The following is a 23,926-nucleotide window of genomic DNA, read 5'->3' as shown; positions in this document are numbered from 1 at the left end:
AGATGAGCAAGTATATCTATTCAACACCCACTTCGATCATGTTGGACAACAGGCAAGAGAACATAGTGCCGAACTCATACTGCGCCAGATCAACAAAATTTTGGGTAACGAGTCGTTGCCTTTCGTTGTCACGGGAGACCTTAATTGCAACCCAAGCGATCCAGCAATTCAAGTATTGGTTAAGGAGCTTCTAGATGCTTACAGCACTTCCGAAGAACCAGTTGGACTGACCTTCCATGATTTCGTAGGCGGCACCGAAGGCGAGCCTATCGATTATATTTTCGCTAGTACAAATACTATCATTCAAAACGTCAAGGTCCTTCGTGATTCACGAAACAATCGTTATCCATCCGATCATTACCCTATTCTTGCGGAAATTTCGTTCCGCCCCGCCATTTCAGAATCGTAATAAGTACAGGAGGTCACGTACAATGAACAATCCGTCGATACACAACCTTCAGCGCGAGCAAGAATTAACATTTATTCGCGAACATCTGCCGAGGTGGGTCGAAGCGAGCAGCGTCCTATGCAAGGATGGCAAGGTCGCGTCATACATCCCTGAGTTATCCAAAGCGCCAGCTGATGCTTTAGGCATTCATATTATTGATGCATTTGGCCAGACGGTCTCCGCTGGCGATTGTGGACTAACTTTTACGATGCAAAGCATCTCCAAAGTATTCACTCTGTTACTTGCCCTGATGGATCACGGAGCCGCAGCCGTCTTCGACAAGGTCGGCATGGAGCCGACCGGCGACAACTTTAATTCAATGCTTAAGCTGGAGCTGGTGCAGCCCAGCATCCCTTTTAATCCGCTTATTAACGCGGGAGCAATCGCAGTATCCTCCCTCATCGCGGGAAGCAGTCCTGTAGAAAAGTCTGAGCGCGTCCTACAATTTTTCCGACGCTTATCTCGGAATGACGCCATGGATTACGACTTAGCTGTCTATCGATCCGAAGCCGAGTCAGCCGACCTAAACCGTTCGATGGCTTATTATCTCAAAGACAAAGGCGTCCTCAAAGGGAATGTGGACGATGTTCTAGATGTTTACTTCCGACATTGTTCCATTAATGCCACTTGCTCCGATCTAGCTCAAATGGCCTTAGTCCTTGCAATGGATGGCAAAGATCCCATCTCGGGTGAAGAAATCGTGCCTCGCAGGTACGTACAAATCGCCAAAACATTTATGGTTACTTGCGGCATGTATAATGCTTCGGGCGAGTTCGCTATAGAAGTAGGCTTACCGGCCAAGAGCGGTGTCGCAGGGGGGATTTTGACAATGGTACCCGGTCGTTATGGCATCGGATTGATTGGCCCGGCCTTAAATCCGAAAGGAAATAGCATCGCTGGCGTTCATCTATTAGAAACGATGTCTCAGAAGCTGGATTGGAGCTTATTCTAATGCTTTAGGTTTAGTTCATAAAGACAGCCCCTAGCCCCGCTTTAATAAAGCGGGATTAGAGGCTGTTTTCTGTTTATCACTTGATATCGTTTCACTATTCTTCGTAAATCGCATAGATTTTCCAATTACCGTCATCTGTTTTCTTCATGTAGTAATGACCGTCGCTGGATACCGTCTCCGATTGCTGCTGATCATCAAACTTATATTTGAATTGCCACTCTCCGCCCGTTGACTTCAAGATCGCATAACGATCCGTAGCGAGTAATACTTCCAGCTTTCTCTCGCCCGTCTGCTCCACGCTGATGCTGATTCCCTCGTCGACAAGACTTACCATACCATCCACGTATTGTTCTAGAGACGACAGCTGGAACGCCGTATACTGTTTGGACAACACGCTGATTAAACCTTGCAGTTCACCATTGTTAATGGCTTCCATTTCGACTTGATCAGCTTCCGTAATGACCGACATTAACGATGTTTCATCTGGAATTTCGCCGACTTGCAGATGCAGCGCTCGCTGTAGCATAACTACAGCTTCAGCACGCTTCGCTTGCGCAAACGGCATGAACTCGCTCGCAGTCATACCGTTTACGATACCCGCATCACTTGCTTTGGCAATATCGACCGAAGCGAAATAATCATCTGCAGGTACGTCGGTAAATGAATTCGCGCCCGGCTCCTCCACGAATGGGATGGAATCATCGAAAGCGCGAACGACCATAGCTGCAATCTCGCCACGTTCAATCCATTGCTCCGGCATAAATGCTGTAGCGGATACGCCATTCACAATTCCTAGTGAGCTTGCGATATTTACGGCTTCGGCATACCACTTATCTGCTGGCACATCATCAAAAGTGTGCTCCGATTGCTCACTTTTGAGACCTAACGTTCGAACAAGCAGTGACACAAACTCAGCTCGAGTAACTTGTTGATCCGGTCTTATCTCTATGTCTCCGTTAGGCGTCTCATACCCCATAAGCAGGTCAGACACAACAAAGTTGTCTAGCTCCGAGTATGCCCAATGATCTTCAATATCTATTGGAAAATAATGATCGAACGACCTTGCTTCTGCCGCAGCTGCGACCAATCCCGATTGCAGGGGAGCCACAAGAATCAGCCCCGATAACAAGGCGATGGTTCCGTGCATGAACATTCTATTCATCCCGTACTTCCTCTCCCAATTGGATTTCTTAACACCCTATGAAGGATAACAGAATCCAATCGTCAGAACTACAGGGAAAAACAGGTCAAGAACCCTGCTGCCAGAGATCGATCGTTTATTGTCCCGAATAGTACACCCTGAACACAATATCCTGGTTGTAATTGCCGAATCCGCTGCCATATAACGTAACACCGCCAACGTGTCGGGCTTCCTGATCAACCCCAATTCGTAATGACCATTGATTACGCTGTAACGAGATGTCCTTTAGGGTTGTATCGGACAAACGTTGCCCGTCAATATAGGTCCCGTCTTCCTGTATCCGAATCAACTTGAGCAGTCCATATTGATTGACCGTCTCCGGCCACCAGCCGGGCGTAAATTTCCCTCTTTGCTTGCCGTAATCCCCTGGACTCGTCCATATGCCTAGCTCGCAACCGTTTAATTGGAAGTAGATATCCGAAGGCCAATTTTCATTGACACCGGGAGCTTCGGACCCTAGCTCTAACATGATTTCAATCGCTTCGGGCTGTTGGGTTACAACTAGATAATTAGGCAGCTTGTATTCCACATACCCGTGTCCAAACCAGAGAATGCCCGCGTTCATTCGTTCGGGCTCTAGAAAATATCTTGGATCGTCGAATTGTCCGATATAATGTTCCCTCGTTGCGATTCCGCAAGTGGGATGAACTTCATATTCGGAATAATGACCGACTGGAATCAAAGTTTCGTGATATTTCATCACAGCTTCGCTTTTGAATGGCAGCTCGATATGTATAGATTGCTCGGAAAGTTCGCACATCTTATGCGTCCCTCCATCCTTGCGAACCATGCGCGAGTGCAGTAAACCGGCTGTCTCCAGCTTGCGGATGTGCATAGTGACGATTGCGCTGCTAAGTCCTAATTGCGTCGCAATATCTTTTACGTTCATATTATCGTGTGCCAGCATATTAAGAATAGCGAGCCTTACTTCAGAAGCAAGCGCTTCATAAAGCGGTAGCCATTTCGCATCCGTATTGGCTTGAATCACGTTATCCCTTCCTTCCTCTGCATGGTACTATCATACAACACGAGGGATGGATTATCAGCTCTCAAGCCTCTCATCCACCCCTCATTAAGCTAATATATTCAATTACAACTGGATCTTCAGACGAATAACGTTCCACGAAGCTTTACCGAGACGTGCCTCCAGCTTGCCTTCCCCTTGGATCGCGGCAGTACCGCCATTATGCGGCTGTACATTGTTAGGCTGCAGCTCCGTGTTAGTCGCCAGATGATCATCATGCTCCAGCACAATATGCTCCACAACCGTGGCTGCTCCAAAGCTTCGCAGATCGATCTCGAATGGAATTGCTTCCTCCATGGAGCGGTTTACGGCGAATACCGTAACTTCGTTACGTTCTTCGTTGTAGACGGCAACAGATTCTACATAAGGTACATCAGTAAAATCAGAACTGTCATATTTGGGCGATTGGATAAGCGGTACCAGCACTTGCCCACGGCCGAAAACACTTGCATGCAGATATGGATAATAGATGGTTTGCCTCCATGCCGGACCGCCGTTTCGTGTCATAATAGGCGCAATTACGTTAACTAGCTGAGCCATGCAGGCCATCTTAACTCTGTCCGCGCGTTTAAGCAAGCTGATCAGCATACAACCGACGACTAATGCATCTTCATGCGTGTATACATCCTCCAATTGCGGTGGCGCAATGGACCATGGCTCAAGTTTGGAGTCGTGGTCATGCGAATGGAACCATACGTTCCACTCGTCGAACGACAAGTTCATTTTTTTGCTGCTACGTTTCTTCGCCTGAATATAATCCGCAGTGGATATAACTGTATGAATAAAATGATCCATCCCAAGCGATTGTGCCAGGAAGTTCTTTGTATCGCCTCTCTGATTGCCATAATACTGATGGATGGACAAATAATCCACCGTATCGTAAGTAAGGTCAAGAACCGTCGCTTCCCACTCCGGGAAGGTCGCCATTGTACGGCTGGAGCTGCCGCATGCTACTAGCTCAATGGATGGATCAATCCATTTCATCGTCTTGCCCGCTTCGTTCGCCAGCCTACCGTATTCGATTGCCGTCTTGCTGCCAATCTGCCAAGGTCCGTCCATCTCGTTGCCTAGACACCAGGTTTTGACGGCATGCGGAGTTTCATACCCATGGGAACGTCTTAAATCACTCCAGTATGATCCTGATGGATGATTCGAATATTCCACGAGATTACGGGCCTCATCAATACCGCGAGTTCCTAGATTGACTGCCATCATCGCTTCTGTTCCAGCTTTGCGGCACCAATCGATAAATTCGTTATAGCCGACCCAATTGGGCTCGATCGTACGCCAGGCAAGATCGAGCCGTCTCGGTCGCTCGGATAAAGGCCCAATTCCATCCTCCCAATTGTATCCGGATACAAAATTGCCTCCTGGATATCGAACGATCGGTACTTGCAGTTCCTTGACTAGCTCAAGCACATCCGTACGGAACCCTTGCTCATCGGCGCTTGAGTGCCCCTGCTCATAGATCCCTCCATAAACCGCTCTTCCCAGATGCTCGATAAATGAACCATATATACGATCATCAACCTGACCAATTACAAAGTCCTTATCCACTATCATCTTCGCTCGCCAACTCACAATATCCACACTCCCTTAACCAATTGTCATGCATATACTCATTAAACAACAAGTATTAGATTAATTCAATCACTAATTTAAAATAATATGAATTAATACAAATATAATTTCAATACAATTATATAGATGCAAACAAAATAAAACCACTAACCTTTTTGGGTTAATGGTCTACGTCGGTTTCCTTCTAAGGCATATATTTGTGGAGTTGAATCTCGCAAATCGTCCCTTGATTCCGTCTGCTGCGGAACATGATCTTGCCATTCATCGACTTTACCAAACTGATGACGACCATAAGCCCAAGACCCGTACCACTTTCCTTGGTCGTGTAATAAGGCATGCCGATTTGCTTGATCTGCTCTGGATCCATGCCAACTCCCGTATCTCGAATCAAAATTTGTACAAGATCGTCTTCACAAAGCGTCCTCACAGTCAGCAATCCGCCGTTATCACTCATCGCCTCTACTGCGTTTTTCATCACATTTAGCATACACTGCTGGAACTGCTTAGCCTCTGCGAGAATGAAAAGTGGTTCGCTCTCCATATGATATGTGACGATAGACACGTTGAGCTGCACAGCATATGGCTCCAGCCACTTGATCACACCACCGATTTCTTCGGCCACATTAAGCGGCTTGGCGCTTTCATTGTTCGGCTTGGAGAAGTTCAAGTAATCCGATATGATCTGGTTGGCATGATCCAGTCCCTCGAAAGCAAATTTTCGATATCGCTCGAAATTGTCCTTGGTCAGCTTATCATAGTTCATAAGCTGTAAGAACCCCCGCGTTGTCGTCAAAGGGTTTCGAATCTCATGCGATATGGAGGCAGCAAGTTGACCGATCGTTTGATACTTCTCAGACTGATTAAGTTTCTTCTGCAGATTGACCTGATATTTGACAAAATAAGAGAGGAATGCAACTACCAGCGAAATGGTGATTGCAGATGGAACATATATAAGAAGCTCTTGTTTAGTCGCCATCCATCCGCCATAAACGATTCGTTCCACGGTAAGATAAGTCGCGAGATATAGACATGTGCCGAACACCGAATAGATTGTCATCTTGGGCAAGTCGCGAATCGGCCACCATTTGTTGCGTATAAAGCCCGTTCCCATCATGACAATCGCACTGACAAATACAGGCTCCCACGGGTTTTCGAACAATACAACGCTAGCCCCTCCCATTACGAGAAGGCAGATTATACTCGCGAACCATCGATCATAAAGGATGGCAAGCACGAGGCAAATCGGCATCATATACAAGGCGTATGAAGTGCCGCCGGGTCGTTCTATTAATAGGTAGACCACAATAATCATGCTGCTTACGCAAATATAGGCGATCAGTTGCTTCTTCGGATGGAATTTATGTTTCGGTGACACGAGCAAATAAGCCATACACGCCAATACGACATATATAAATCCATGCACAACTTGCTCCCACAACGAATAGACCAAGTCCGTCAACCCTTTCAGCAGTCAGAAATTTGTCGCACAGCTTAACCGGTCATTTCTACCTGTTAATCGCTTATTCGACACACATCGACGTATCCCTCTAAGCATACCAAAAAGGTTAACTATTTTATTAGCGCTGCTATTTGTCCAACGATACTCAGATACCAAGCACATGATATCCGGCATCAACATGCAGCACTTCTCCCGTAATGCCCCGTGAAAGATGACTTAGCAGGAACATCGTGGCGTCGCCTACTTCGTCTTGATCGATGTTTCGACGAAGCGGCGCCTTTTGTTCGATGGTAGACATAATATCGTTAAATCCAGATACACCTTTGGCCGCTAATGTCCGTATTGGACCTGCCGAAACTGCGTTGACCCGAATGCCGTACTTGCCGAGATCCTCTGCCAAATACTTTACACTTGCCTCCAAAGAAGCTTTGGCCACACCCATTACATTGTAGTTGCGCACGACGCGTTCTGCGCCGATATAGGATTGGGTGACAATACTGCCTCCTTCGCTCATCCACTTTCTCGCTTCACGCGCCACCGCTACCAGCGAATAGGCGCTAGCATTATGCGCGAGCAAGAACCCTTCTCGAGTCGTATTCGCATATTCGCCTCTCAGCTCGTCTTTGTCCGCAAAAGCGATGGAATGCGCCACTCCATGAATGACCCCTGCTCGCGCACCGATCGTATCAAAAGCTTGAGTGACACTTTCATCATCGGACACATCGCAGCTAACGGTCAATAGAGGTTCGATCCCTTCTTCCTTCAGCAGCTTCTCCAGCTTTTCCAATGAACGTTCTTTACGGTACGTAAAGATCAAGCGCGCCCCCGCACGATGCAGCGACTTGGCGATTCCCCATCCTATACTTCGTTCGTTCGCAACACCCATCACGACGAATTGTTTGCCTTGTAGAACTATACTCATGCCGCACCTCCAGATCCATTTGGTCCAATCAATTAGTACCAAGAATTAGTACCAGATACCAATTGGAACAATTGCCATCATCTTATCAATTATAAACGTTCAATGTCAATCTACTCCGATTCCAACATTCTTGGGGCAGGAGATGATAGAATAAGGAATCAAACAGATTTGGGGAGATTATTTGTGAACGTGAACCTTCATCCAATTGCTATTCTTAGGATTGCCGGTCTACTAGATGGCATATCCTTATTAATGTTGCTGTGCGTGGCCATGCCACTCAAATACGTATGGGACATCCCGCAGGCTGTTACCGTCATGGGAAGCATACACGGAGGTATCTTTGTATGCTACGGACTAGCCATCATTTATGCCGCTCTTCGGATCAAATGGAGCTTGCTTTGGCCTCTCGCTGCAATTGCCGCAGCGTTCGTCCCGCTCGGCAACTTCGTGCTGGATTGGCAGCTGAAGAAAGCCCAGACTCGTTATTTGCCACAGCCAATAAACGTAGTGCTTCTTGTTTACGGCATCGTATTTTTCTCATTTTTTGACTTGTTTGCGCAGCTTCCGGTCATGAGCACATTCGCTACTTCCGTCGGCGCCAGTGCATTTGTAGCCGGTTTTGTCATCGGTCTTTATTCGTTATCCAATACGATCGGCAATATTGTTTCCGGCATACTCACCGACAAAGTTGGCCCCTTCCGGATCTTGATGTTCGGTTTGCTCCTCTCAAGCGCTGCATTGCTGCTTTATCACATTGTAGATAGTCCGGTCTTACTGATCGCTGTACGTATCCTGCACGGCTTTGTCGCGGGGTTAATCGTCCCTGCCGCATTCACGTATTCCGCCAATACGACAGCTGGCGATCAGCAAGGCAAGAAGGTCGCGTTAACCGGCACCTTCGTCGGGCTCGCAGCCATCATTGGTCCAGCTTTCAGCGGAATCATGGCAAGCAAGACATCCGTTCCCTTTGTTTTTTCTTGCGTAGCTGCATTGGGGCTTCTTCTAACGGTGTTATCCGCATTATTTCTTTCTAACTACAAGAAATCAAATGAATCTTTTTCAAGGGATTCTGGTAAGCGCCGCGATGATTTTTCACTTAACAGCGGGATGGCCAAAGCATATGCCGGCGCTTTCTTCCTTATGTTCTCACAGGGCGTAATCGCCTACCAGTTGCCGCTTCATGTTCAGTCGCTCGGATATGATTCCCGCTTAAGCGGCACGTTGTTGAGCGCGTTCGGCATCGTTGCTGTACTCGTATTCGTATTGCCGAGCAATCGGATCTTCGACCGGATTGCTCCATCCATTACAATGGCTTTGGGTATCGGATTTATGGGAATCAGCCAACTGCTCATCAGTCAATCACAAGCTACAATAGCGTTGTATGGCGTCATGGCCTTGTACGGAATCGGATTCGGCTTGTTGTTTCCATCGATTAATACTTTGCTCATTCGCTCCACTACGACAGAAGGGCGCGGCAAGGCTTACGGTTACTTTTATGCCTTCTTCTCCTTAGGCGTTGTCGCTGGCTCCTTTACGCTAGGATGGTTGGCGCTTGGTATCCAAGACGGATTTATATTCACAGGAGTGCTGCTCCTGCTAGTCGGTGCGGTATCCCTGGCTGGTCGTCAGAAGAAACGATTGGCTGACGGATAAACACTTACGATCGCACCAAACTTTCTTCGGACCAATGCAGGTATTTTTTGCAGCTTCATCATATCGCTTGCCCCTCTTGTCATACATATGGTATGAACCGTATTTCGGAATCCGGAGGGATGAAGGATGAAACAGGAGGAGATTCGGGCGCTGGAGCGAGCGATCGATGAAATAACAGAAATTGCGCAAGGCTTCGGCCTCGACTTCTATCAGATGAGGTATGAGATATGCCCGGCCGACATTATTTATACATTCGGGGCGTACGGCATGCCGACTCGCTTCAGCCATTGGAGCTTCGGCAAGACCTTCAACAAGATGAAGATGCAATATGATTTTGGCTTGAGCAAAATTTACGAGCTGGTCATCAACTCCAATCCTTGTTATGCCTTCCTGCTGGACGGCAACTCCCTCATCCAGAACAAGCTCATTGTCGCCCACGTTCTAGCGCATTGCGACTTCTTCAAGAATAACGCCAGGTTCGGCGTCTCCAACCGCAACATGGTCGAAAGCATGTCAGCAACCGCCGATCGGATCCATCAATACGAAATGTTATACGGGGCAGAGGCGGTAGAAAAGTTTATTGATGCGATCCTTGCCATCCAGGAGCATGTTGATCCAACGCTTATCAAGCCTTATCAGCTCGACAAAAAGAGGTATATCGAAATGAGCAGTAAGGAGATGGAGCGTTCGGAGAAGGAAGCGCCTCCCCTCCTTACGGGCTACGATGATTTATGGGGACTTGACACGGAGGCAGCGGCCTCTGCCAAAGCGGATGCGGAAGCGAAAGCAGCCAATCTTAAACGGTTCCCTCCAAGACCTGAGAAGGACATCATCTGGTTTATCGAGGAGTATTCGACCGTGCTCGCGGATTGGCAACGCGACATTATGTCCATGCTTCGCGACGAGATGCTGTATTTCTGGCCGCAGATCGAGACCAAAATCATGAACGAAGGCTGGGCTTCCTACTGGCATCAAAGAATCATCCGCGAGCTGGATTTGACCAGCGAGGAGACAATCGAATTCGCCAAACTCAATTCCTCCGTTGTCGTACCTTCGCGCCACACGCTCAATCCGTATTATTTGGGCTTAAAAATTTTCGAGGACATCGAGCGCCGCTGGGACAATCCGACCGAAGAAGAACGTAAACGGTTTGGTCGAGCGCCAGGCAAAGGACGGGAAAAAATGTTCGAGGTCCGCGAGTTTGATTCCGATATCTCGTTCTTGCGCAACTATTTGACTAAAGATCTGGTCAATGATCTCGATCTCTATATTTTCGAGAAAAAGGGACCGGAATGGAAAATCACTGATAAATCCTGGGAAAACATCCGCGATCAGCTTGTTTATTCGAAGGTCAACGGCGGCTTCCCTACATTAATGGTGAAGGACGGCGACTTCAATCGCGTTGGCGAAATGTATCTGGTCCATCAATACGAAGGCATGGAACTAGATCTCAAATACGTGGAACGCACTTTGCCTTATGTCGTTCATCTATGGGGCAAAAATGTACATCTCGAAACGGTCATCGAAGATAAAAAAATAGTCTTTAGCTGCGACGGCAAAAAAACAAGCAGAAAATTCCTATAAACAAGCGGGGCTAACGATCGTCATCCATGGATGACAATCGTTAGCCCCTTGTTTGAATATGTGCCGTATGTACCGTGTACCGTCTATTGAACCTCTACCGGCTTCTTCTTGGTCACATGCAGATCTCCGCTGTAGAGATGTATAAACACTTCATTGATTCCGGTGCGCGTGAAGGAGTATGGACTCGAGAATGTGTTATTACCCTGATATGAAGCGTCAACAAACTCAGACTTGTCCCCGCTTCGGATCTCAAAGGAAACGGTCGCAGACTTATCAAGTTCAATTCCGCTAAACAATACCGCTAATTGAACCTCCTGGTTGACCGCTGCTGGAGCCGGATCTGTTGTTACGGTTGCATCAACATTCGCTGGGTCGACGGAGCCTTCAGACGAAGATGAGCAGCCTGACAGTCCAACCAGTATGGCTAAAGCGAGAATAACCGTCGTCATTTTGAATTTTAATGTTTTTGACATCTAAGTTGCACCTGCTTTCCAAATATCGCATCTAGCCTGACACTTCGTATTTTATCATTTTCAAGACCCATTTCTATGACTCCAAAGGGCTATACCCATGAACATGTCGTGAACAAATCAAACCATGCCTACATCCATCCCAGACAAACAACATGTAAGTTGGCAATTGCACCAAAAGAGCCAATTACTTACCACTGCTGTCGGGCTCTTATATCGCATAACGATTTCGTTAATGACCAATGCTAAGTTGGTACCGACACCTCATTAACGAAAGGGATGTTTGCCTACATGAAGAAAGCTGGATTATTAGCACTTCTAATCGCATCGTTCTCATTAGCGTTTGCCGCACCAGCAGCCAACGCCAATCGATGGGATGGTATCGAGCCTCGCGGCAACTTTGATGTTTCATCGGCCAGATACAATGATAATGATACATTAGGCGAAGATATGCGCGAAGGATACCGGGACATGAAAAACGGCATAAACCGTGCCGCAAATCGCGTCGAAAATGATGTAAATCGAGCCACGAACCGAATTGAGAATGGCGTGAACCGAGCAACGAACCGTGTTGAGAACGGCGTAAACCGTGCAACAAATCGCGTGGAGAACGGCGTGAGCCGCGTATATGATACTCGTGATACTCGCACAAACGGTCGTTACAATACACTAAGCACAACGGATAACGTCAACAACAGATACCGGGTTAATGCCACGGATACTACATCTACTAAAGATGGATTCAGCTGGGGCTGGCTTGGCTTGCTCGGTCTGCTTGGACTTGCCGGCATGAGAAGCCGCGAGCGAGACCGAGCATAACGACAACCACAATAGCAGCACGATAAGGAAAAGCCTCCAAGTCCACAATGAGTGGAGTTAGAGGCTTTTCCTCTTCGCGGAACCCGTAAATCCCATTCAGGGCTTAACTGACTGCTTGGCGATTTCATCAACAATCGAAGAGATTTCTTTGTCCGAAGTCACCGATCTGGTTCGGTATTGCCCCTTCATTTGATTCTGGCTCGCAGTACGAACCCGATCAAACAAGTCATTATTGGATGTAACGTAATAATCGTATTCCGGATATTGCCACATCAACTGCGACACAACCTGCTTCTCCGCGATTTTCCGCTTTCCTTGGTCGTCCACTTGGATGCCAACAACAACCTGATTATCATTCATAGCCAGTATTGCTTTCTCAACGCCGGGCACCTGCTCCGCGATTCGAATCAATTGCTCGCTCCCTACACGTGCCGTACCTCCGGTCTGCGAACGCATACTCAATTGACCGATACCTCGTGAAGCGTTAGAATTCGCCGCGTGATTCGGCATTAAATCCGTAGATCTTTGGTTGTCCACTCGATCGCCGCATCCCGTCTGTAGCGCCAGTGCACTTGACAAAAGCAGCATAGCCGCAATATTCCTCCATGGCATCATTCTTCATCCACCTCCGTCTTCATGCTCTTAACATTTACAGAGACGGATGAATTATACATGCCATATGTCTTTATTCCTCGATCTTTCGAACGTCGACTGTCACAATCAGCTTTTGTTCCCCCGCTCCCCGATAAACACCTTTGACTGGCACGATATCTTTATAGTCACGTCCATGCCCCAGCTTAACATACCGCTCCCCTACGGGGTCTATATTGGTAGGATCAAAGCTGCACCAGCCCAGCTTAGGGACCAACGCCTCTACCCAAGCATGTGAGGCCTGCTCGAAATCCGCGCTGCCACCTTGTAAGTCTCCCACAAAGTGATAACCGCTTATATAGCGGGCAGGAATGCCTACAGAACGTGCGCTGGCGATCATGAGATGGGCGAAATCCTGACATACACCACGTTTGATGCCAAACATCTCGGATGCGGTCGTTTTGACATTGGTTGCATCGGGATCATAGATAAATTCCGTCTTAATCTTCGTGCACAGCCGATAGAGCCATTCAAATATAGATAACTCGGAACGTTCACCTTCATCGTTTTCGTTCATGCTTCCGGCAAACGCAACGACCTCTGGCGTGATGGCTGTATAATCAGTCTCCGCAAGGAACTCCGCATACTTGTTGCTTGCTTCCTCACTTCCGAGCCATTGCCATGCCAAGTCAGCGGGATGTTTGCTAATAGCGAGCTCATATTCTGCCGGGCTTGGCGCTTCTTTTGTCACAACGGTCATATTTGTTTTGATAACTAGCTTACGGTGCAGTGCATTAACCGAAAAGGCGTGCACACGATTGCCGAAAAAATCCTCATAACTGAACATGGAGGCATTAGGCTCGATCGATATGGATTGCTGATAACATGATTGGCGCTCGTTCGTGCTAGGTGTCAGTCGTACTTCATTGACACTGTCCGTAACCGGCGTCTCGTATTCGTAATGGGTGACATGCGAAATCTGCAGCTTCATGCGGTTGCCTCCCCCATTCGAAAAAAGGTTTTGGCAAACATGGTGCCGAGCTGTTGTGTCGCTTTGAGCAGATGCGTCACAATCATCCCGTCGGCGTCGACCGTAAGATCCTCACGCTCCAGGCAATCGATGTCTGCTTTCACTTTGCTGATTTGACGAATCATACGCTCATGCTCAAGCCGCAACGACTTATCCTGCAGCTCAATCCGGCATAAGCTCTCATCCAGCATGTGCATAGAGAAATGCAGCGAGCGCGGGAAGACATTATTAAGCACAACAAACTCCATAATCGACTGCACAGAGATTCCATCCGCATAATAACGCCTGAACGCCTGATACCCGCTGACTGATCGGAGTACGGCCTGAAGATAGGAGTAGCTGCCAATCGAATCCCACTTCTCTTGCCCGACCGTCTGCTGGGCAGAGCGAATAATGCGCAGTGTATTTTCGGCCCGTTCCAAATATCTGCCGCACTCGATGAAATGCCATTCGTTTTCTCTTGGCATGACGGATGCGCTGACACCAAGAAACAATGACATCCATTCTTTGATTCTTGCAAAAAATTGATGCGGTGACGCGCCTAGAAGCTCATCAGGACGTTTCTCCCTAAGCCATAGGTAACAGCCGTTTACGACATCCCATAGCTCGCTTGGCAGCTTTTCCCGTAGTGATCGAACATTGCCTCTTGCGTGGCTGACACACGAAACGAGTGAGTTGGGGTTGTCGCGATCAAGCGTGGTATAAAATAACACATCTTGTTCCGTATAGGCGCCATACTGCCCTTCATAAGCCTCTCTGCTTCCGAGCGCGTCAACGATGCGCATCCACTTCGCGGCAGATTCGGTCTCTTGAGCAACCTCGGTACCATCGCCCAAAGAAGCATCCTTGTCTATCTGCAGATGATAATGGACATCCACTAATCTGGCGTGGTTCTCCGCACGCTCCATGTACCTTCCGATCCAGAACAAAGCCTCAGCATTCCGATTCAGCATGGCAATCCCTCCCTATTATCGATTCAGCACCCAAGTATCTTTAACCCCGCCGCCCTGCGACGAGTTGACAACCAGCGAACCTTCCTTCATCGCGACGCGCGTCAATCCTCCAGGTATGACATGCGTCTCTTCGCCGCCCATTAACGCAAACGCCCTCAGATCGATATGTCTTGGCGTCATTCGCCCATCTACCATAACAGGCGCTTGAGAAAGCTTCATCGTCGTTTGGGCGATATAACGCGATGGTTCTTTTCGAATCGCATCCGCGAACTGCGCAATCTCCTTGGATGTAGCCGTAGGTCCGATCAACATGCCGTATCCGCCGGATAACGATGTCTCCTTGACCACCAGCTGGTCCAGATTATCCAGCACATATTCACGTTCTTCCTTGCGCGTCAACACGTAAGTCCTCACATTGTGCAGGACCGGCTCTTCGTTCAAATAGTATCGAATGATGTCCGGCACATAAGCATACACAGCCTTATCATCTGCTACGCCTGTTCCTGGCGCATTAGCTATCGCTACATTGCCTGCTCGATAGGCGTTCATCAAACCAGGGACGCCAAGCAGCGAATCGGGGTGGAAAGCTAGCGGATCAATGAATTCATCGTCAATTCGGCGATAGATAACATCGACTTGGCGAAGACCTCTGAGATCCCGAAGATAAATTTTATGATCCTTGTACACCAGGTCTCTTCCTTCAACAAGATGTATGCCCATCTGCTGCGCGAGGAAAGCATGTTCATAATAAGCCGAATTGTAGACGCCTGGTGTTAGAAGTACGATAAGAGGATTGCGATTACCATTCGGAGTAAGCGAACGAAGCGAGCTTAAGAAGCAGTTCAAGCTGCGTTCGACACTCTGCACTGAGCTCGATAGATAAAGTTCGTGGAACAATTCGCTCATGAGCGACCGACCTTTGAACAGATAAGAGAAGCCGGATGGCGAACGCAAATTATCCTCCAGCACGAAATACCGACCCTTCTCGTCTCTAATCAGATCGATGCCCGATGCTGTAATATATACACCCCCAGGTACTTGTAGACCAGCCATTTCCGGACGGAAATACGTATTGCTTACAATCATGTTCCTAGGTACAATACCGTCCTTAAAGATACGTCCTTCGTGATAAACATCATGCAAGAACAGGTTTAGCGCCTGTGTACGTTGTTTGACCCCGCGATCAATCAACTCCCACTCATGTTTCGGAATGACGCGAGGAATATAATCGAATGGAATCGTTCTTTCTAGAGGCTCATGCTGAGATTCATTGTATAACGTAAACGTTATCCCTTCCTCCAGCATCCGTTGATTAATAGCCTGTTGTTTCATCGCAAGCTCAGCAGGCTTGATCCGGTCGAACAGCCGATGAATGTTCCCGTAATGCGTTCGAATCGTAGAATCTCGCTCGAACATCTCGTCGTAGAATGAATGAGAATCGTAAAATGGGGGTTGCGACTGTTTGGCCGTCGACATGACAACCGCCTCCTTCATGATGGTGCAAGCGTTTTCTGATGCTCAGCCTCATTATTGGGCTAATTTTGTTGAAATCAGGTCATAAAACCTAACATTAATTACTGAATGACTGTATAATGTTAGGATTATCATACATAAATTCATTTTTGGTGTCAACTTACTTAACACAAAATAAAAACAGAGGTATCCGATTCCAGATCCTCTGTTTCTTATAAACTGCATGCGTTGTCTGCGACCATCAGATTACTTCTCCGAATGAAGTCCGTTCAAGTCCTGCGCCACCTTCTCCACCATATGAACGAAGGAAGCAAGCTCCTGCGATCTAGCAGCCTGATTACGTGCTTGATCTGAAGTCTGGTCGGATTCGGTGCGCACCTCGGACAGCTTCTTGTCGATTTCAGTTAGCTTCTGCTGGATTCCTTCCATCGCGCCGCGTGACGATGCAGCGAGCTTACGAACCTCGTTCGCAACGACTTCGAAGCCGCGCCCATGTTCGCCAGCCCTTGCCGCTTCGATTGCCGCATTAAGTCCAAGCAGATGAGTCTGATCCGACAAACCCCGAATAAGAACGCCCATCTCACCGATACCATCCAACTCGCCGCGCAATTCCTCCAATAGCATATGCGCTTTATCCTGGGATTGCGAAGTCGAAATAGCCGTAGCAGCAATTTGATTTGCACCCTTGTCCAGCTCCGACATTAGCGACACCAGCTCTTGCACCGCTCCTGTCACAGTTGCCAGCATAGTTGCTCGTCCATCGGCAAGCTCCTGAATTTGACGCTGTTCATGCATATTATAAGCTTCCAGTACGAATTGAGAATCCAAATTAAACATTTTGGACAGCGCAAGCACGACAGGCTGCCAGCGATCTGGCAATGCACGACTTAGCACATCCGTTGCGATGTCCAAATAAATCATATATGTACCCAAATACCAATCGGTTGTAAGCCCGATCCGCGAATGAACAGCGCCAATTCGGATACGGTTCTCGATATAGGTGTCATCGATTATCCCATCTGCAAGAGACAACCAATACCCCCGCTGCGTTTCCTTTAATCTATCTACATTACTTACTCTTGAGATCAACGCTACGAGCTCAGGCTCGGCTTCGATTCTATCATAGAATCGTTCAACAACTTCATTAACAACCTTTTCGAAGATTGGCTTACATTCCTTAAGCAAGGAAAGCTCGAGTTCTTTAATCCCCGTATATTCCAATTGCTTACGCCGTTCTGGGCCCACCTTAATCATTGCACACTCGACTCCTCTGATGTAATTGCATATCTATCTATTATATCGGCAATCATCCATTCCAGAGAAGAGTGTTTCCTATATAATCATTAACCAAGATGGAAGAAATTAAAACCTTTACCCCCAGAAGGAAGGTAAAGGCTTTAATTTCAACTAGTTATAACGATTAACGATTAAGCAAACTTCCTACGTATCGAAGCAATTCATTCGCACACACTGGGCAGTAGTGATGTTCATCGATCAGCCGTTTTGTTACTTCATTGATCCGCTTAAGTTGGCTCTCGTCAGGTGTTTTGGTGGAGGTCGTAATTTTGACGATATCCTTCAGGTCGGTGAACAACTTTTTCTCCACTGCTTCGCGCAGCCGCTCATGACTTGTGAAGTCGAACTTCTTACCTTTACGCGAATAGGAGGAAATTCGAATCAATATTTCTTCGCGGAAAGCCTTCTTCGCATTCTCCGATACGCCGATCTGCTCCTCGATCGACCGCATGAGCCGTTCATCCGGGTCAAGCTCCTCGCCGGTTAGTGGATCTTTGATTTTGGCCCAATTGCAATAGGCTTCGATATTATCGAGATAATTTTCGAATAAGGTGCGCGCTGACTCTTCAAAGGAATATACAAACGCCTTCTGTATTTCCTTCTTAGCAAGGCCGTCATATTCCTTCCGCGCGACGGAAATGTAATTTAAGTACCGCTCTCGTTCCTCTTTCGTTATTGACGGATGCTGATCAAGTCCGTCCTTCAAGGCGCGAAGTACGTCGAGCGCATTAATACATTGCATATCCTGTTTGATCAAAGCACTTGAAATGCGGTTAATGACATATCGAGGGTCGATGCCCGACATACCTTCTTCCACATATTCGTTCTGCATTTCCTTCAGATCCGCTTCCTTGAAGCCCTCTACCTCTTGGCCGTCGTACATACGCATCTTCTTGATGAGATCCATCCCCTGCTTCTTCGTCTCTTTCAGACGTGTCAGGATGGAGAAGATCGCAGCAGAATTGAGGGCATGCGGAGCAATATGGATATGCCTCATATCACTCTGTGAAATCAGCTTATCATAAATTTTTTCCTCATCCGACACCTTCAAGTTATACGGAATCGGCATTACGATCATACGGGATTGCAGCGCCTCGTTTTTCTTATTGCTAATAAACGTCTTGTACTCCGATTCGTTCGTATGCGCGATAATCAGTTCATCGGCGCTAATGAGCGCGAAACGTCCCGCTTTGAAATTGCCTTCTTGAGTCAATGAAAGCAAGTTCCATAAAAACTTTTCATCGCACTTCAACATCTCTTGGAATTCCATCAATCCGCGATTCGCCTTATTCAGCTCACCATCGAAGCGATACGCTCGTGGATCAGACTCCGAGCCATATTCAGTAATCGTGGAGAAGTCGATGCTGCCGGTCAAGTCGGCAATATCCTGTGATTTGGGATCAGACGGGCTGAATGTACCAATACCGACCCGATTGTCTTCTGATATAAAGACGCGCTCAACCTGCACGTTCTCGATCTGATTATCATACTCCGTCTGGAGTCTCATCTGGCAGGACGGGCAAAGATTGCCTTCGATCCGGACGCCAAGCTCCTCCTCAATCTCCTTCCTTAGTTCATGCGGGATGAGATGTAACGGATCTTCATGCATCGGACATCCTTTGATCGCATAAACCGCACCACGTTCCGTCCGGGAAAATTTCTCCAGACCCTTCTTGAGCATGGTAACAATCGTTGACTTACCGCCGCTGACCGGACCCATTAATAACAGTATCCGTTTCCTGACATCCAGTCTTCGTGCAGCAGAGTGGAAGTATTCCTCCACCAGTTTCTCCACCGCGCGATCCAAGCCGAAAATTTCCTGCTCAAAAAATTTGTACGACTTGCGCCCATTTGCATCCTCGACCCCATACGATTCGATCATCTCATACACCCGCGTATGCGCGGTCTTTGCCGGGGAGGGATCTTGCCTGAGTCGTTCTACGTATTCTTTAAAGCTCCCTGTCCATGCCAGTCTCTCGCCCTCTGCTTGGTACTCTGATATCCGTTTGAAAATGTCCATGCCGTGTCTCCTCCCATCGCTTCCAATCTCCGCTATTCCTTCTCCGCTCGGGATTCATTCCAACCTGCCGCTGTGTAGTCCAACTTTTGGTGAAGTATTAAATACCTATGCTTATTCCACTCGGAAATTGACCACTATTTTACCGTTAAAAAATTTATAAGCTCTACAACATGGAATCTATCCGCAGTTCAAAAGGGATACGCAATCGAAATAGACAGCCCCCTCTAAGACGCTGTTATAATAAAGAAATATGGAATATCGGTTCAACCGGGAAGGAGTTGGGTAATATTGGCAGTATATAAGGAAGAAGAACTTTATCCCCCCATCAAACGCTACTACGAAGCAAGAGGATTCGTGGTCAAAGGAGAGGTCCTCCATTGCGATATGGTAGCCATTCATCCTGAGCGTAACGAGACCATTATTGTCGAAATGAAAAAGACGTTCAATCTAGCCTTGCTGCTGCAAGGGATTGAACGTCTTCGAATGGAGGCTGATGTTGTTCTGGCTGTAGAACGTAATCGCAAGAAAAGCGGCGCCGTCAATCAACGTTTCGGTGATTTGACGGAGCTCTGCAGAATGCTCGGACTCGGACTTATGACTATTACATTCTACAAAACAAAAGCGCCCGTCATCGAAATGTTATGCGAACCCGGAGACCCCCCCGTTCGCGGCGCGAAACGCCGGAAAAACGAGCGATTGTTAATGGAATTCAAAGAACGCAGCGGGGATTACAACATTGGCGGTTCCACCGGACGTAAACTCGTTACAGCCTACAGGGAGAAGGCGCTACGCTGCGCTCACGTCATACTGGCGAGGGGACCTAGCTCACCCAAGGATGTAGCTGCCGCTACAGGGTATAGCCGCAGCGGGCAGCTTATGCGAGAGAATCACTATGGTTGGTTCCGCAGATTGGAGCGAGGCAAATACGCGCTTGAGCCTCAAGGAGCGGAGGCCCTAACCAAGTTCGGCGACGTCCTGCAACGCTGGATCGCAGAAACTAACTTCGAACGGTAAATTCGCCTATTGCTTCGACTAGTCGTTCAACACCTTGAATCGTCCGGGCTCCCTTGTTATGCGTGAAGTTGAGACGTGCCGTATTGCGCTTCGGTTCATCTGCATAGAAGGATATGCCCGGCACGAACGCCACGCCTTTTCCTACCGCGCATTTAAGCAAAGCCTCAGCATCTAGTCCCTCAGGAAGCTCCACCCACAAGAACATGCCGCCTTTAGGTTTAACCCAGGTCAAATCAGACAAGCCGGCTTGCTGCAAGAGCGAGTGCATCTCCAGCATACGATCACCATACTCCTTGGAGATGACAGCAATATGGGCATCTAGATCGAAACCATTCAGCAGCTGGCTTAGAATTTGCTGATCCATCGTGCTGGAGTGCAGATCGGCAGCTTGCTTCGCCTTCGCCATCATTCTGATTACACGGCTGTCCCCGATCGCCCATCCCGTACGCAGCGCTGGCGCAACTGTTTTGGAGAAGGTGCTCGTATAGATAACGGGATTGTTCTCAGCCTTGCCTGCGAGCGAAAATAATGTCGGATACTGTTCATCCGACTGGAATTTGATGTCTCCGTAAGGATCATCTTCGATAACTAACAGATCGTTCTGACTGCACAATGCAAGCATCGCTTTGCGGCGTTCCTCGCTCCATACTCGCCCAGTCGGATTGCCGAATGTCGGTACTGCGTAGAGCAGTTTAGGCCTATGCTGCTTAATTAATGCTTCCGCCGCCTCAGGAATAATGCCATCCTCGTCGGAATCTGCCGCTACAACCTTTAGACCGTGCAGCGCAAATACTTGCAGGCTCGCCAGATATGTTGGCTTCTCGACCAATACAACATCGCCCGGCTCCGTCAACACGCCGATCAGAAGATCAATGGCCTGCTGCGAACCCGTTGTCAGGATCATCTCATCCGGAGTTACGGTCATCCCCTTGCGCTCCATTCTGGCGCATAGCTGCTCACGAAGCGGAAGATATCCTTCCGTTAATCCGTATTGAAGAGCGCCTGTGCCTGCCAGGAACACGCGGTCTGCAGCCTCTCGAACCGCTTGAACCGGGAACAATTCCTCTGCTGGCAAGCCGCCTGCGAATGATATCATATCTTGTCCTTGCGTGAGCTTCAAAATATCGCGAACAGCAGACGACTTCAGGTTCGCTACATTTGTCGAAAAACGGTATTCCATTATTGTTGCTCCTCTCCAGCATAATCCGATGTTATTCTACAATACATTACTCATATCCTCTATGTTAACAATGTGTTCACAACTTTTAAAGTTTTCTTTTTTCACATACTTGGGTATAATATCTATAGCTAATTGGAGGTGTCGATATAATGCTTGGACTGAACTTTTGGATCGTAATCACTGTGTTAGTGTTGTTTATAGCTGCAATCTTAACGAGCTCTTACAACGACGACAAAACGAGCGGGCTGTAAGCACAGCCTACACTTCTTTTAGTACGAATGAAGCTTCTGCACCAAGTCACGCTTGGTGCAGAAGCTTCATGTCGTTTGGGGCACAACCAACGTTGCCGCTGATTTGCTTACCCCTTAATAATCAGTTCTTAAGATAACCCATTTCACTCATACATTCTCCGCAAACATATCTTTCCTTAAATTCCTGAACTTCGTTCATCGAACCGCAGAACACGCATTTAGGGCGGTAACGTTCAAGAATAATGTGATCCCCTTGGACGAAAATCTCGACAGGATCGCCCTCATTCATCAAATACCGCTTTCTCAGCGACTTTGGAAGCACGATGCGACCAAGTTGATCCACTTTTCTTACCACACCTGCTGGTTTCATCAGTTTCACCTCTTTTTATGCCTGAATTTGTAGTATTGAGGAACCTTTGCGCACCAAAATGAAATCTATACCTTCCTCAGCAAGCGAGGACACCATAGATTGTATTTGGCAATAAACAACCAAAACCTGCGGTCGCTCTTCCGGATAAACAACAATTACTGTGATGTTTATCACATGCATTTCTACAAATTCGACGACAAATTCATATTTCCTTCTCGTAAAATTAAGTTGGAATATTCGAATAATTATACTAAAGCACTGAAATTCGATTGTCTTAGCGCTTCGTATATTACAATTGCTGCCGAATTTGAGAGATTTAGGGATCTTACTTTATCGGTCATAGGTAATTTGATGCAAGTGCCTAGATTATTATCGATCAGTTCCTGAGGCAATCCCTTCGTCTCTTTGCCGAATACAAAGAAGTCTCCGTCCTGATAATTAAAGTCCGTATAATGTTTGGTCGCGCGAGTGCTCGCGTAATAAAATCTTCCATCCGGAAACATATCCTGAACTTCTTGGAATGAATCATGGTACATAATCTCTACAGAATGCCAATAATCCAGACCCGCTCGTTTAAGTGTCTTATCGTCTGTATCAAAGCCGAGTGGCCGAACCAGATGCAGCACGGTCCCAGTCGCTGCGCAAGTTCTCGAAATATTGCCCGTATTTGCCGGAATTTCAGGTTCAACCAATACAATATGAAATGCCATCGTTATTCTGCTCCCGTCATTTGTTCTTATATTGTTACGATTTAACATTCGGTTAACGTACCGTTAATCTCTAGCGAAACGTCTCCCTGCATAATGGTACTATAATTGGTGGCAAAGGAGACAAACTGATGCGAAAAAAAGTATTGGTCGTAGATGATGAACCATCTATCTCCATGTTAATCGAGTTCAACTTAAAGCTTGCAGGCTATGATGTCAGATGCGTAAGCGACGGTGAGGCGGTATTTGATCTGCTCAAGCCCTTCCGCCCAGATCTCATCGTGCTTGACCTTATGTTGCCCAAGATGGATGGCATTCAGGTGTGCAGAGAGCTTCGCAAACAAAACAATGCGGTTCCCATTATTATGTTAACGGCATTACAGGACGTCACTGACAAAATTGCAGGGCTGGACAATGGTGCCGACGATTATATGACGAAACCTTTTAGTCCGCAGGAACTCATCTCCCGCATCGGCGCATTATTCCGTCGCTTGCAGACATTACCTGGCGTTACCGAAGAAATGGTCTATTCGATTGGACGGTTGAATGTGCTCGCTGACCAGCGCGAAGTTCTACTAGATGGCAAACTCATTGAACTAACTCCAAAGGAATTCGAACTGCTGCTGTTCCTGTGCAAACATAAAGGCAAAGTGTTAAGCAGACAGCAATTGCTGCATGGCGTATGGGATTATCATTTCCTAGGAGATACACGGATCGTAGATGTTCATATAAGCCATCTCCGAGACAAAATCGAGAAGAACGCCAGAACACCGGAATATATTACAACCGTACGTAATGTCGGCTATAAGCTGAATGGTCCCGCCCTAAGCGAAACGTCTTCGCTAGCTTAATCTAATCCGCTTGAGGTTTGCCACTTCATCTGCATGAATGCTACTGGCGACAGAAGCGCCCTCCCCCTGTATACCCA

At 47.5% G+C, this 23,926-nt stretch carries 22 protein-coding genes (1 of these 22 running past the window's edge); 7 read left to right on the top strand and 15 right to left on the bottom strand.

Annotation, left to right across the window (positions count from 1 at the left end):
• Together ACX1C1_RS14960 and glsA are read left to right on the top strand one after the other, a co-directional pair.
• Positions 1-409: the 3' portion of an endonuclease/exonuclease/phosphatase family protein gene (locus tag ACX1C1_RS14960; RefSeq protein ID WP_458952982.1), read on the top strand. 395 nt of this gene lie to the left of the window's left edge; the window shows 409 of its 804 coding nt (coding positions 396-804); its start codon lies beyond the left edge, outside the window; it ends in the stop codon at positions 407-409.
• Between the two features lie 22 nt (positions 410-431).
• Complete coding sequence (glsA, locus tag ACX1C1_RS14955) at positions 432-1,400, top strand: glutaminase A (protein ID WP_458952981.1); 969 nt, start codon at positions 432-434, stop codon at positions 1,398-1,400.
• 94 nt (positions 1,401-1,494) lie between these two features.
• Here the strand turns inward: glsA and ACX1C1_RS14950 are convergent, their stop codons facing one another.
• The 5 genes from ACX1C1_RS14950 to fabI all read right to left on the bottom strand — a co-directional run bounded on the left by ACX1C1_RS14950 (position 1,495) and on the right by fabI (position 7,587).
• Entirely contained in the window at positions 1,495-2,562 is a 1,068-nt protein-coding gene (locus ACX1C1_RS14950) for an S-layer homology domain-containing protein (RefSeq protein WP_458952980.1), read from the bottom strand.
• Between the two features lie 115 nt (positions 2,563-2,677).
• A complete protein-coding gene (locus tag ACX1C1_RS14945) occupies positions 2,678-3,589 on the bottom strand; it encodes an ArsR/SmtB family transcription factor (protein ID WP_458952979.1) in 912 nt (303 codons plus the stop codon).
• Positions 3,590-3,691: 102 nt separating this feature from the next.
• Positions 3,692-5,188 carry an arabinosylfuranosidase ArfA gene (gene arfA, locus ACX1C1_RS14940; RefSeq protein ID WP_458957691.1) on the bottom strand — a complete coding sequence of 499 codons (1,497 nt, stop codon included), beginning with the start codon at positions 5,186-5,188 and terminating at the stop codon, positions 3,692-3,694.
• 202 nt (positions 5,189-5,390) lie between these two features.
• A complete protein-coding gene (locus ACX1C1_RS14935; protein ID WP_458952978.1) occupies positions 5,391-6,629 on the bottom strand; it encodes an ATP-binding protein in 1,239 nt (412 codons plus the stop codon).
• A gap of 181 nt (positions 6,630-6,810) precedes the next feature.
• Positions 6,811-7,587: an enoyl-ACP reductase FabI gene (gene fabI, locus ACX1C1_RS14930; protein WP_458952977.1), complete on the bottom strand. Its 777-nt coding sequence runs from the start codon at positions 7,585-7,587 to the stop codon at positions 6,811-6,813.
• Between the two features lie 189 nt (positions 7,588-7,776).
• Between fabI and ACX1C1_RS14925 the strand changes: the two genes are divergently transcribed.
• Positions 7,777-9,240 (top strand): MFS transporter, encoded by a 1,464-nt coding sequence (locus ACX1C1_RS14925; RefSeq protein ID WP_458957690.1) that lies wholly within the window; start codon positions 7,777-7,779, stop codon positions 9,238-9,240.
• A 126-nt stretch (positions 9,241-9,366) separates the two neighbouring features.
• Positions 9,367-10,824: a SpoVR family protein gene (locus ACX1C1_RS14920; RefSeq protein ID WP_458952976.1), complete on the top strand. Its 1,458-nt coding sequence runs from the start codon at positions 9,367-9,369 to the stop codon at positions 10,822-10,824.
• Between the two features lie 83 nt (positions 10,825-10,907).
• On the opposite strand, the gene ACX1C1_RS14915 is transcribed toward ACX1C1_RS14920, so the two are convergent.
• Positions 10,908-11,297: a hypothetical protein gene (locus ACX1C1_RS14915; protein WP_458952975.1), complete on the bottom strand. Its 390-nt coding sequence runs from the start codon at positions 11,295-11,297 to the stop codon at positions 10,908-10,910.
• A gap of 288 nt (positions 11,298-11,585) precedes the next feature.
• Between ACX1C1_RS14915 and ACX1C1_RS14910 the strand changes: the two genes are divergently transcribed.
• Positions 11,586-12,113: a WGxxGxxG family protein gene (locus ACX1C1_RS14910; protein WP_458952974.1), complete on the top strand. Its 528-nt coding sequence runs from the start codon at positions 11,586-11,588 to the stop codon at positions 12,111-12,113.
• Between the two features lie 96 nt (positions 12,114-12,209).
• Here ACX1C1_RS14910 and ACX1C1_RS14905 read toward each other — a convergent pair whose 3' ends face one another.
• From ACX1C1_RS14905 to ACX1C1_RS14880, 6 genes are all read right to left on the bottom strand, one after another.
• A complete protein-coding gene (locus ACX1C1_RS14905; protein WP_458952973.1) occupies positions 12,210-12,728 on the bottom strand; it encodes a YhcN/YlaJ family sporulation lipoprotein in 519 nt (172 codons plus the stop codon).
• 70 nt (positions 12,729-12,798) lie between these two features.
• Positions 12,799-13,695 carry a transglutaminase family protein gene (locus ACX1C1_RS14900; RefSeq protein WP_458952972.1) on the bottom strand — a complete coding sequence of 299 codons (897 nt, stop codon included), beginning with the start codon at positions 13,693-13,695 and terminating at the stop codon, positions 12,799-12,801.
• The gene (locus ACX1C1_RS14895; RefSeq protein ID WP_458952971.1) at positions 13,692-14,687 is read right to left on the bottom strand and encodes an alpha-E domain-containing protein; all 996 of its coding nucleotides are present in this window, start codon (positions 14,685-14,687) and stop codon (positions 13,692-13,694) included. The genes ACX1C1_RS14900 and ACX1C1_RS14895 overlap by 4 nt, the downstream gene beginning before the upstream one ends.
• 15 nt (positions 14,688-14,702) lie before the next feature.
• On the bottom strand, positions 14,703-16,163 hold the full coding sequence (locus tag ACX1C1_RS14890; RefSeq protein WP_458952970.1) for a circularly permuted type 2 ATP-grasp protein: 1,461 nt from the start codon (positions 16,161-16,163) through the stop codon (positions 14,703-14,705).
• Positions 16,164-16,406: 243 nt separating this feature from the next.
• Positions 16,407-17,414, bottom strand: a complete 1,008-nt coding sequence (locus ACX1C1_RS14885; RefSeq protein ID WP_458952969.1) for a protoglobin domain-containing protein — start codon at positions 17,412-17,414, stop codon at positions 16,407-16,409.
• 166 nt (positions 17,415-17,580) lie between these two features.
• Positions 17,581-19,476, bottom strand: a complete 1,896-nt coding sequence (locus tag ACX1C1_RS14880; protein ID WP_458952968.1) for a PrkA family serine protein kinase — start codon at positions 19,474-19,476, stop codon at positions 17,581-17,583.
• A 288-nt stretch (positions 19,477-19,764) separates the two neighbouring features.
• Between ACX1C1_RS14880 and ACX1C1_RS14875 the strand changes: the two genes are divergently transcribed.
• Positions 19,765-20,490 carry a DUF2161 family putative PD-(D/E)XK-type phosphodiesterase gene (locus ACX1C1_RS14875; protein WP_458952967.1) on the top strand — a complete coding sequence of 242 codons (726 nt, stop codon included), beginning with the start codon at positions 19,765-19,767 and terminating at the stop codon, positions 20,488-20,490.
• Here the strand turns inward: ACX1C1_RS14875 and ACX1C1_RS14870 are convergent.
• The 3 genes from ACX1C1_RS14870 to trmL form a co-directional block, all read right to left on the bottom strand.
• Positions 20,474-21,670, bottom strand: a complete 1,197-nt coding sequence (locus ACX1C1_RS14870; RefSeq protein ID WP_458952966.1) for an aminotransferase-like domain-containing protein — start codon at positions 21,668-21,670, stop codon at positions 20,474-20,476. The two genes, ACX1C1_RS14875 and ACX1C1_RS14870, sit on opposite strands and share 17 nt — an antisense overlap.
• A gap of 372 nt (positions 21,671-22,042) precedes the next feature.
• A complete protein-coding gene (locus tag ACX1C1_RS14865) occupies positions 22,043-22,291 on the bottom strand; it encodes an AbrB/MazE/SpoVT family DNA-binding domain-containing protein (protein WP_458952965.1) in 249 nt (82 codons plus the stop codon).
• A 245-nt stretch (positions 22,292-22,536) separates the two neighbouring features.
• The gene (gene trmL, locus ACX1C1_RS14860; RefSeq protein WP_458952964.1) at positions 22,537-23,001 is read right to left on the bottom strand and encodes a tRNA (uridine(34)/cytosine(34)/5-carboxymethylaminomethyluridine(34)-2'-O)-methyltransferase TrmL; all 465 of its coding nucleotides are present in this window, start codon (positions 22,999-23,001) and stop codon (positions 22,537-22,539) included.
• Between the two features lie 128 nt (positions 23,002-23,129).
• Here trmL and ACX1C1_RS14855 point away from each other — a divergent pair, with 128 nt between their 5' ends.
• On the top strand, positions 23,130-23,849 hold the full coding sequence (locus tag ACX1C1_RS14855; RefSeq protein ID WP_458952963.1) for a response regulator transcription factor: 720 nt from the start codon (positions 23,130-23,132) through the stop codon (positions 23,847-23,849).
• The last annotated feature ends 77 nt before the right edge of the window (positions 23,850-23,926 follow it).

It is taken from the genome of Paenibacillus sp. strain BS8-2, assembly GCF_054483835.1.
Note: the sequence above shows the minus strand (reverse complement) of the source record. Positions and strands in the feature narration are given on the sequence as shown.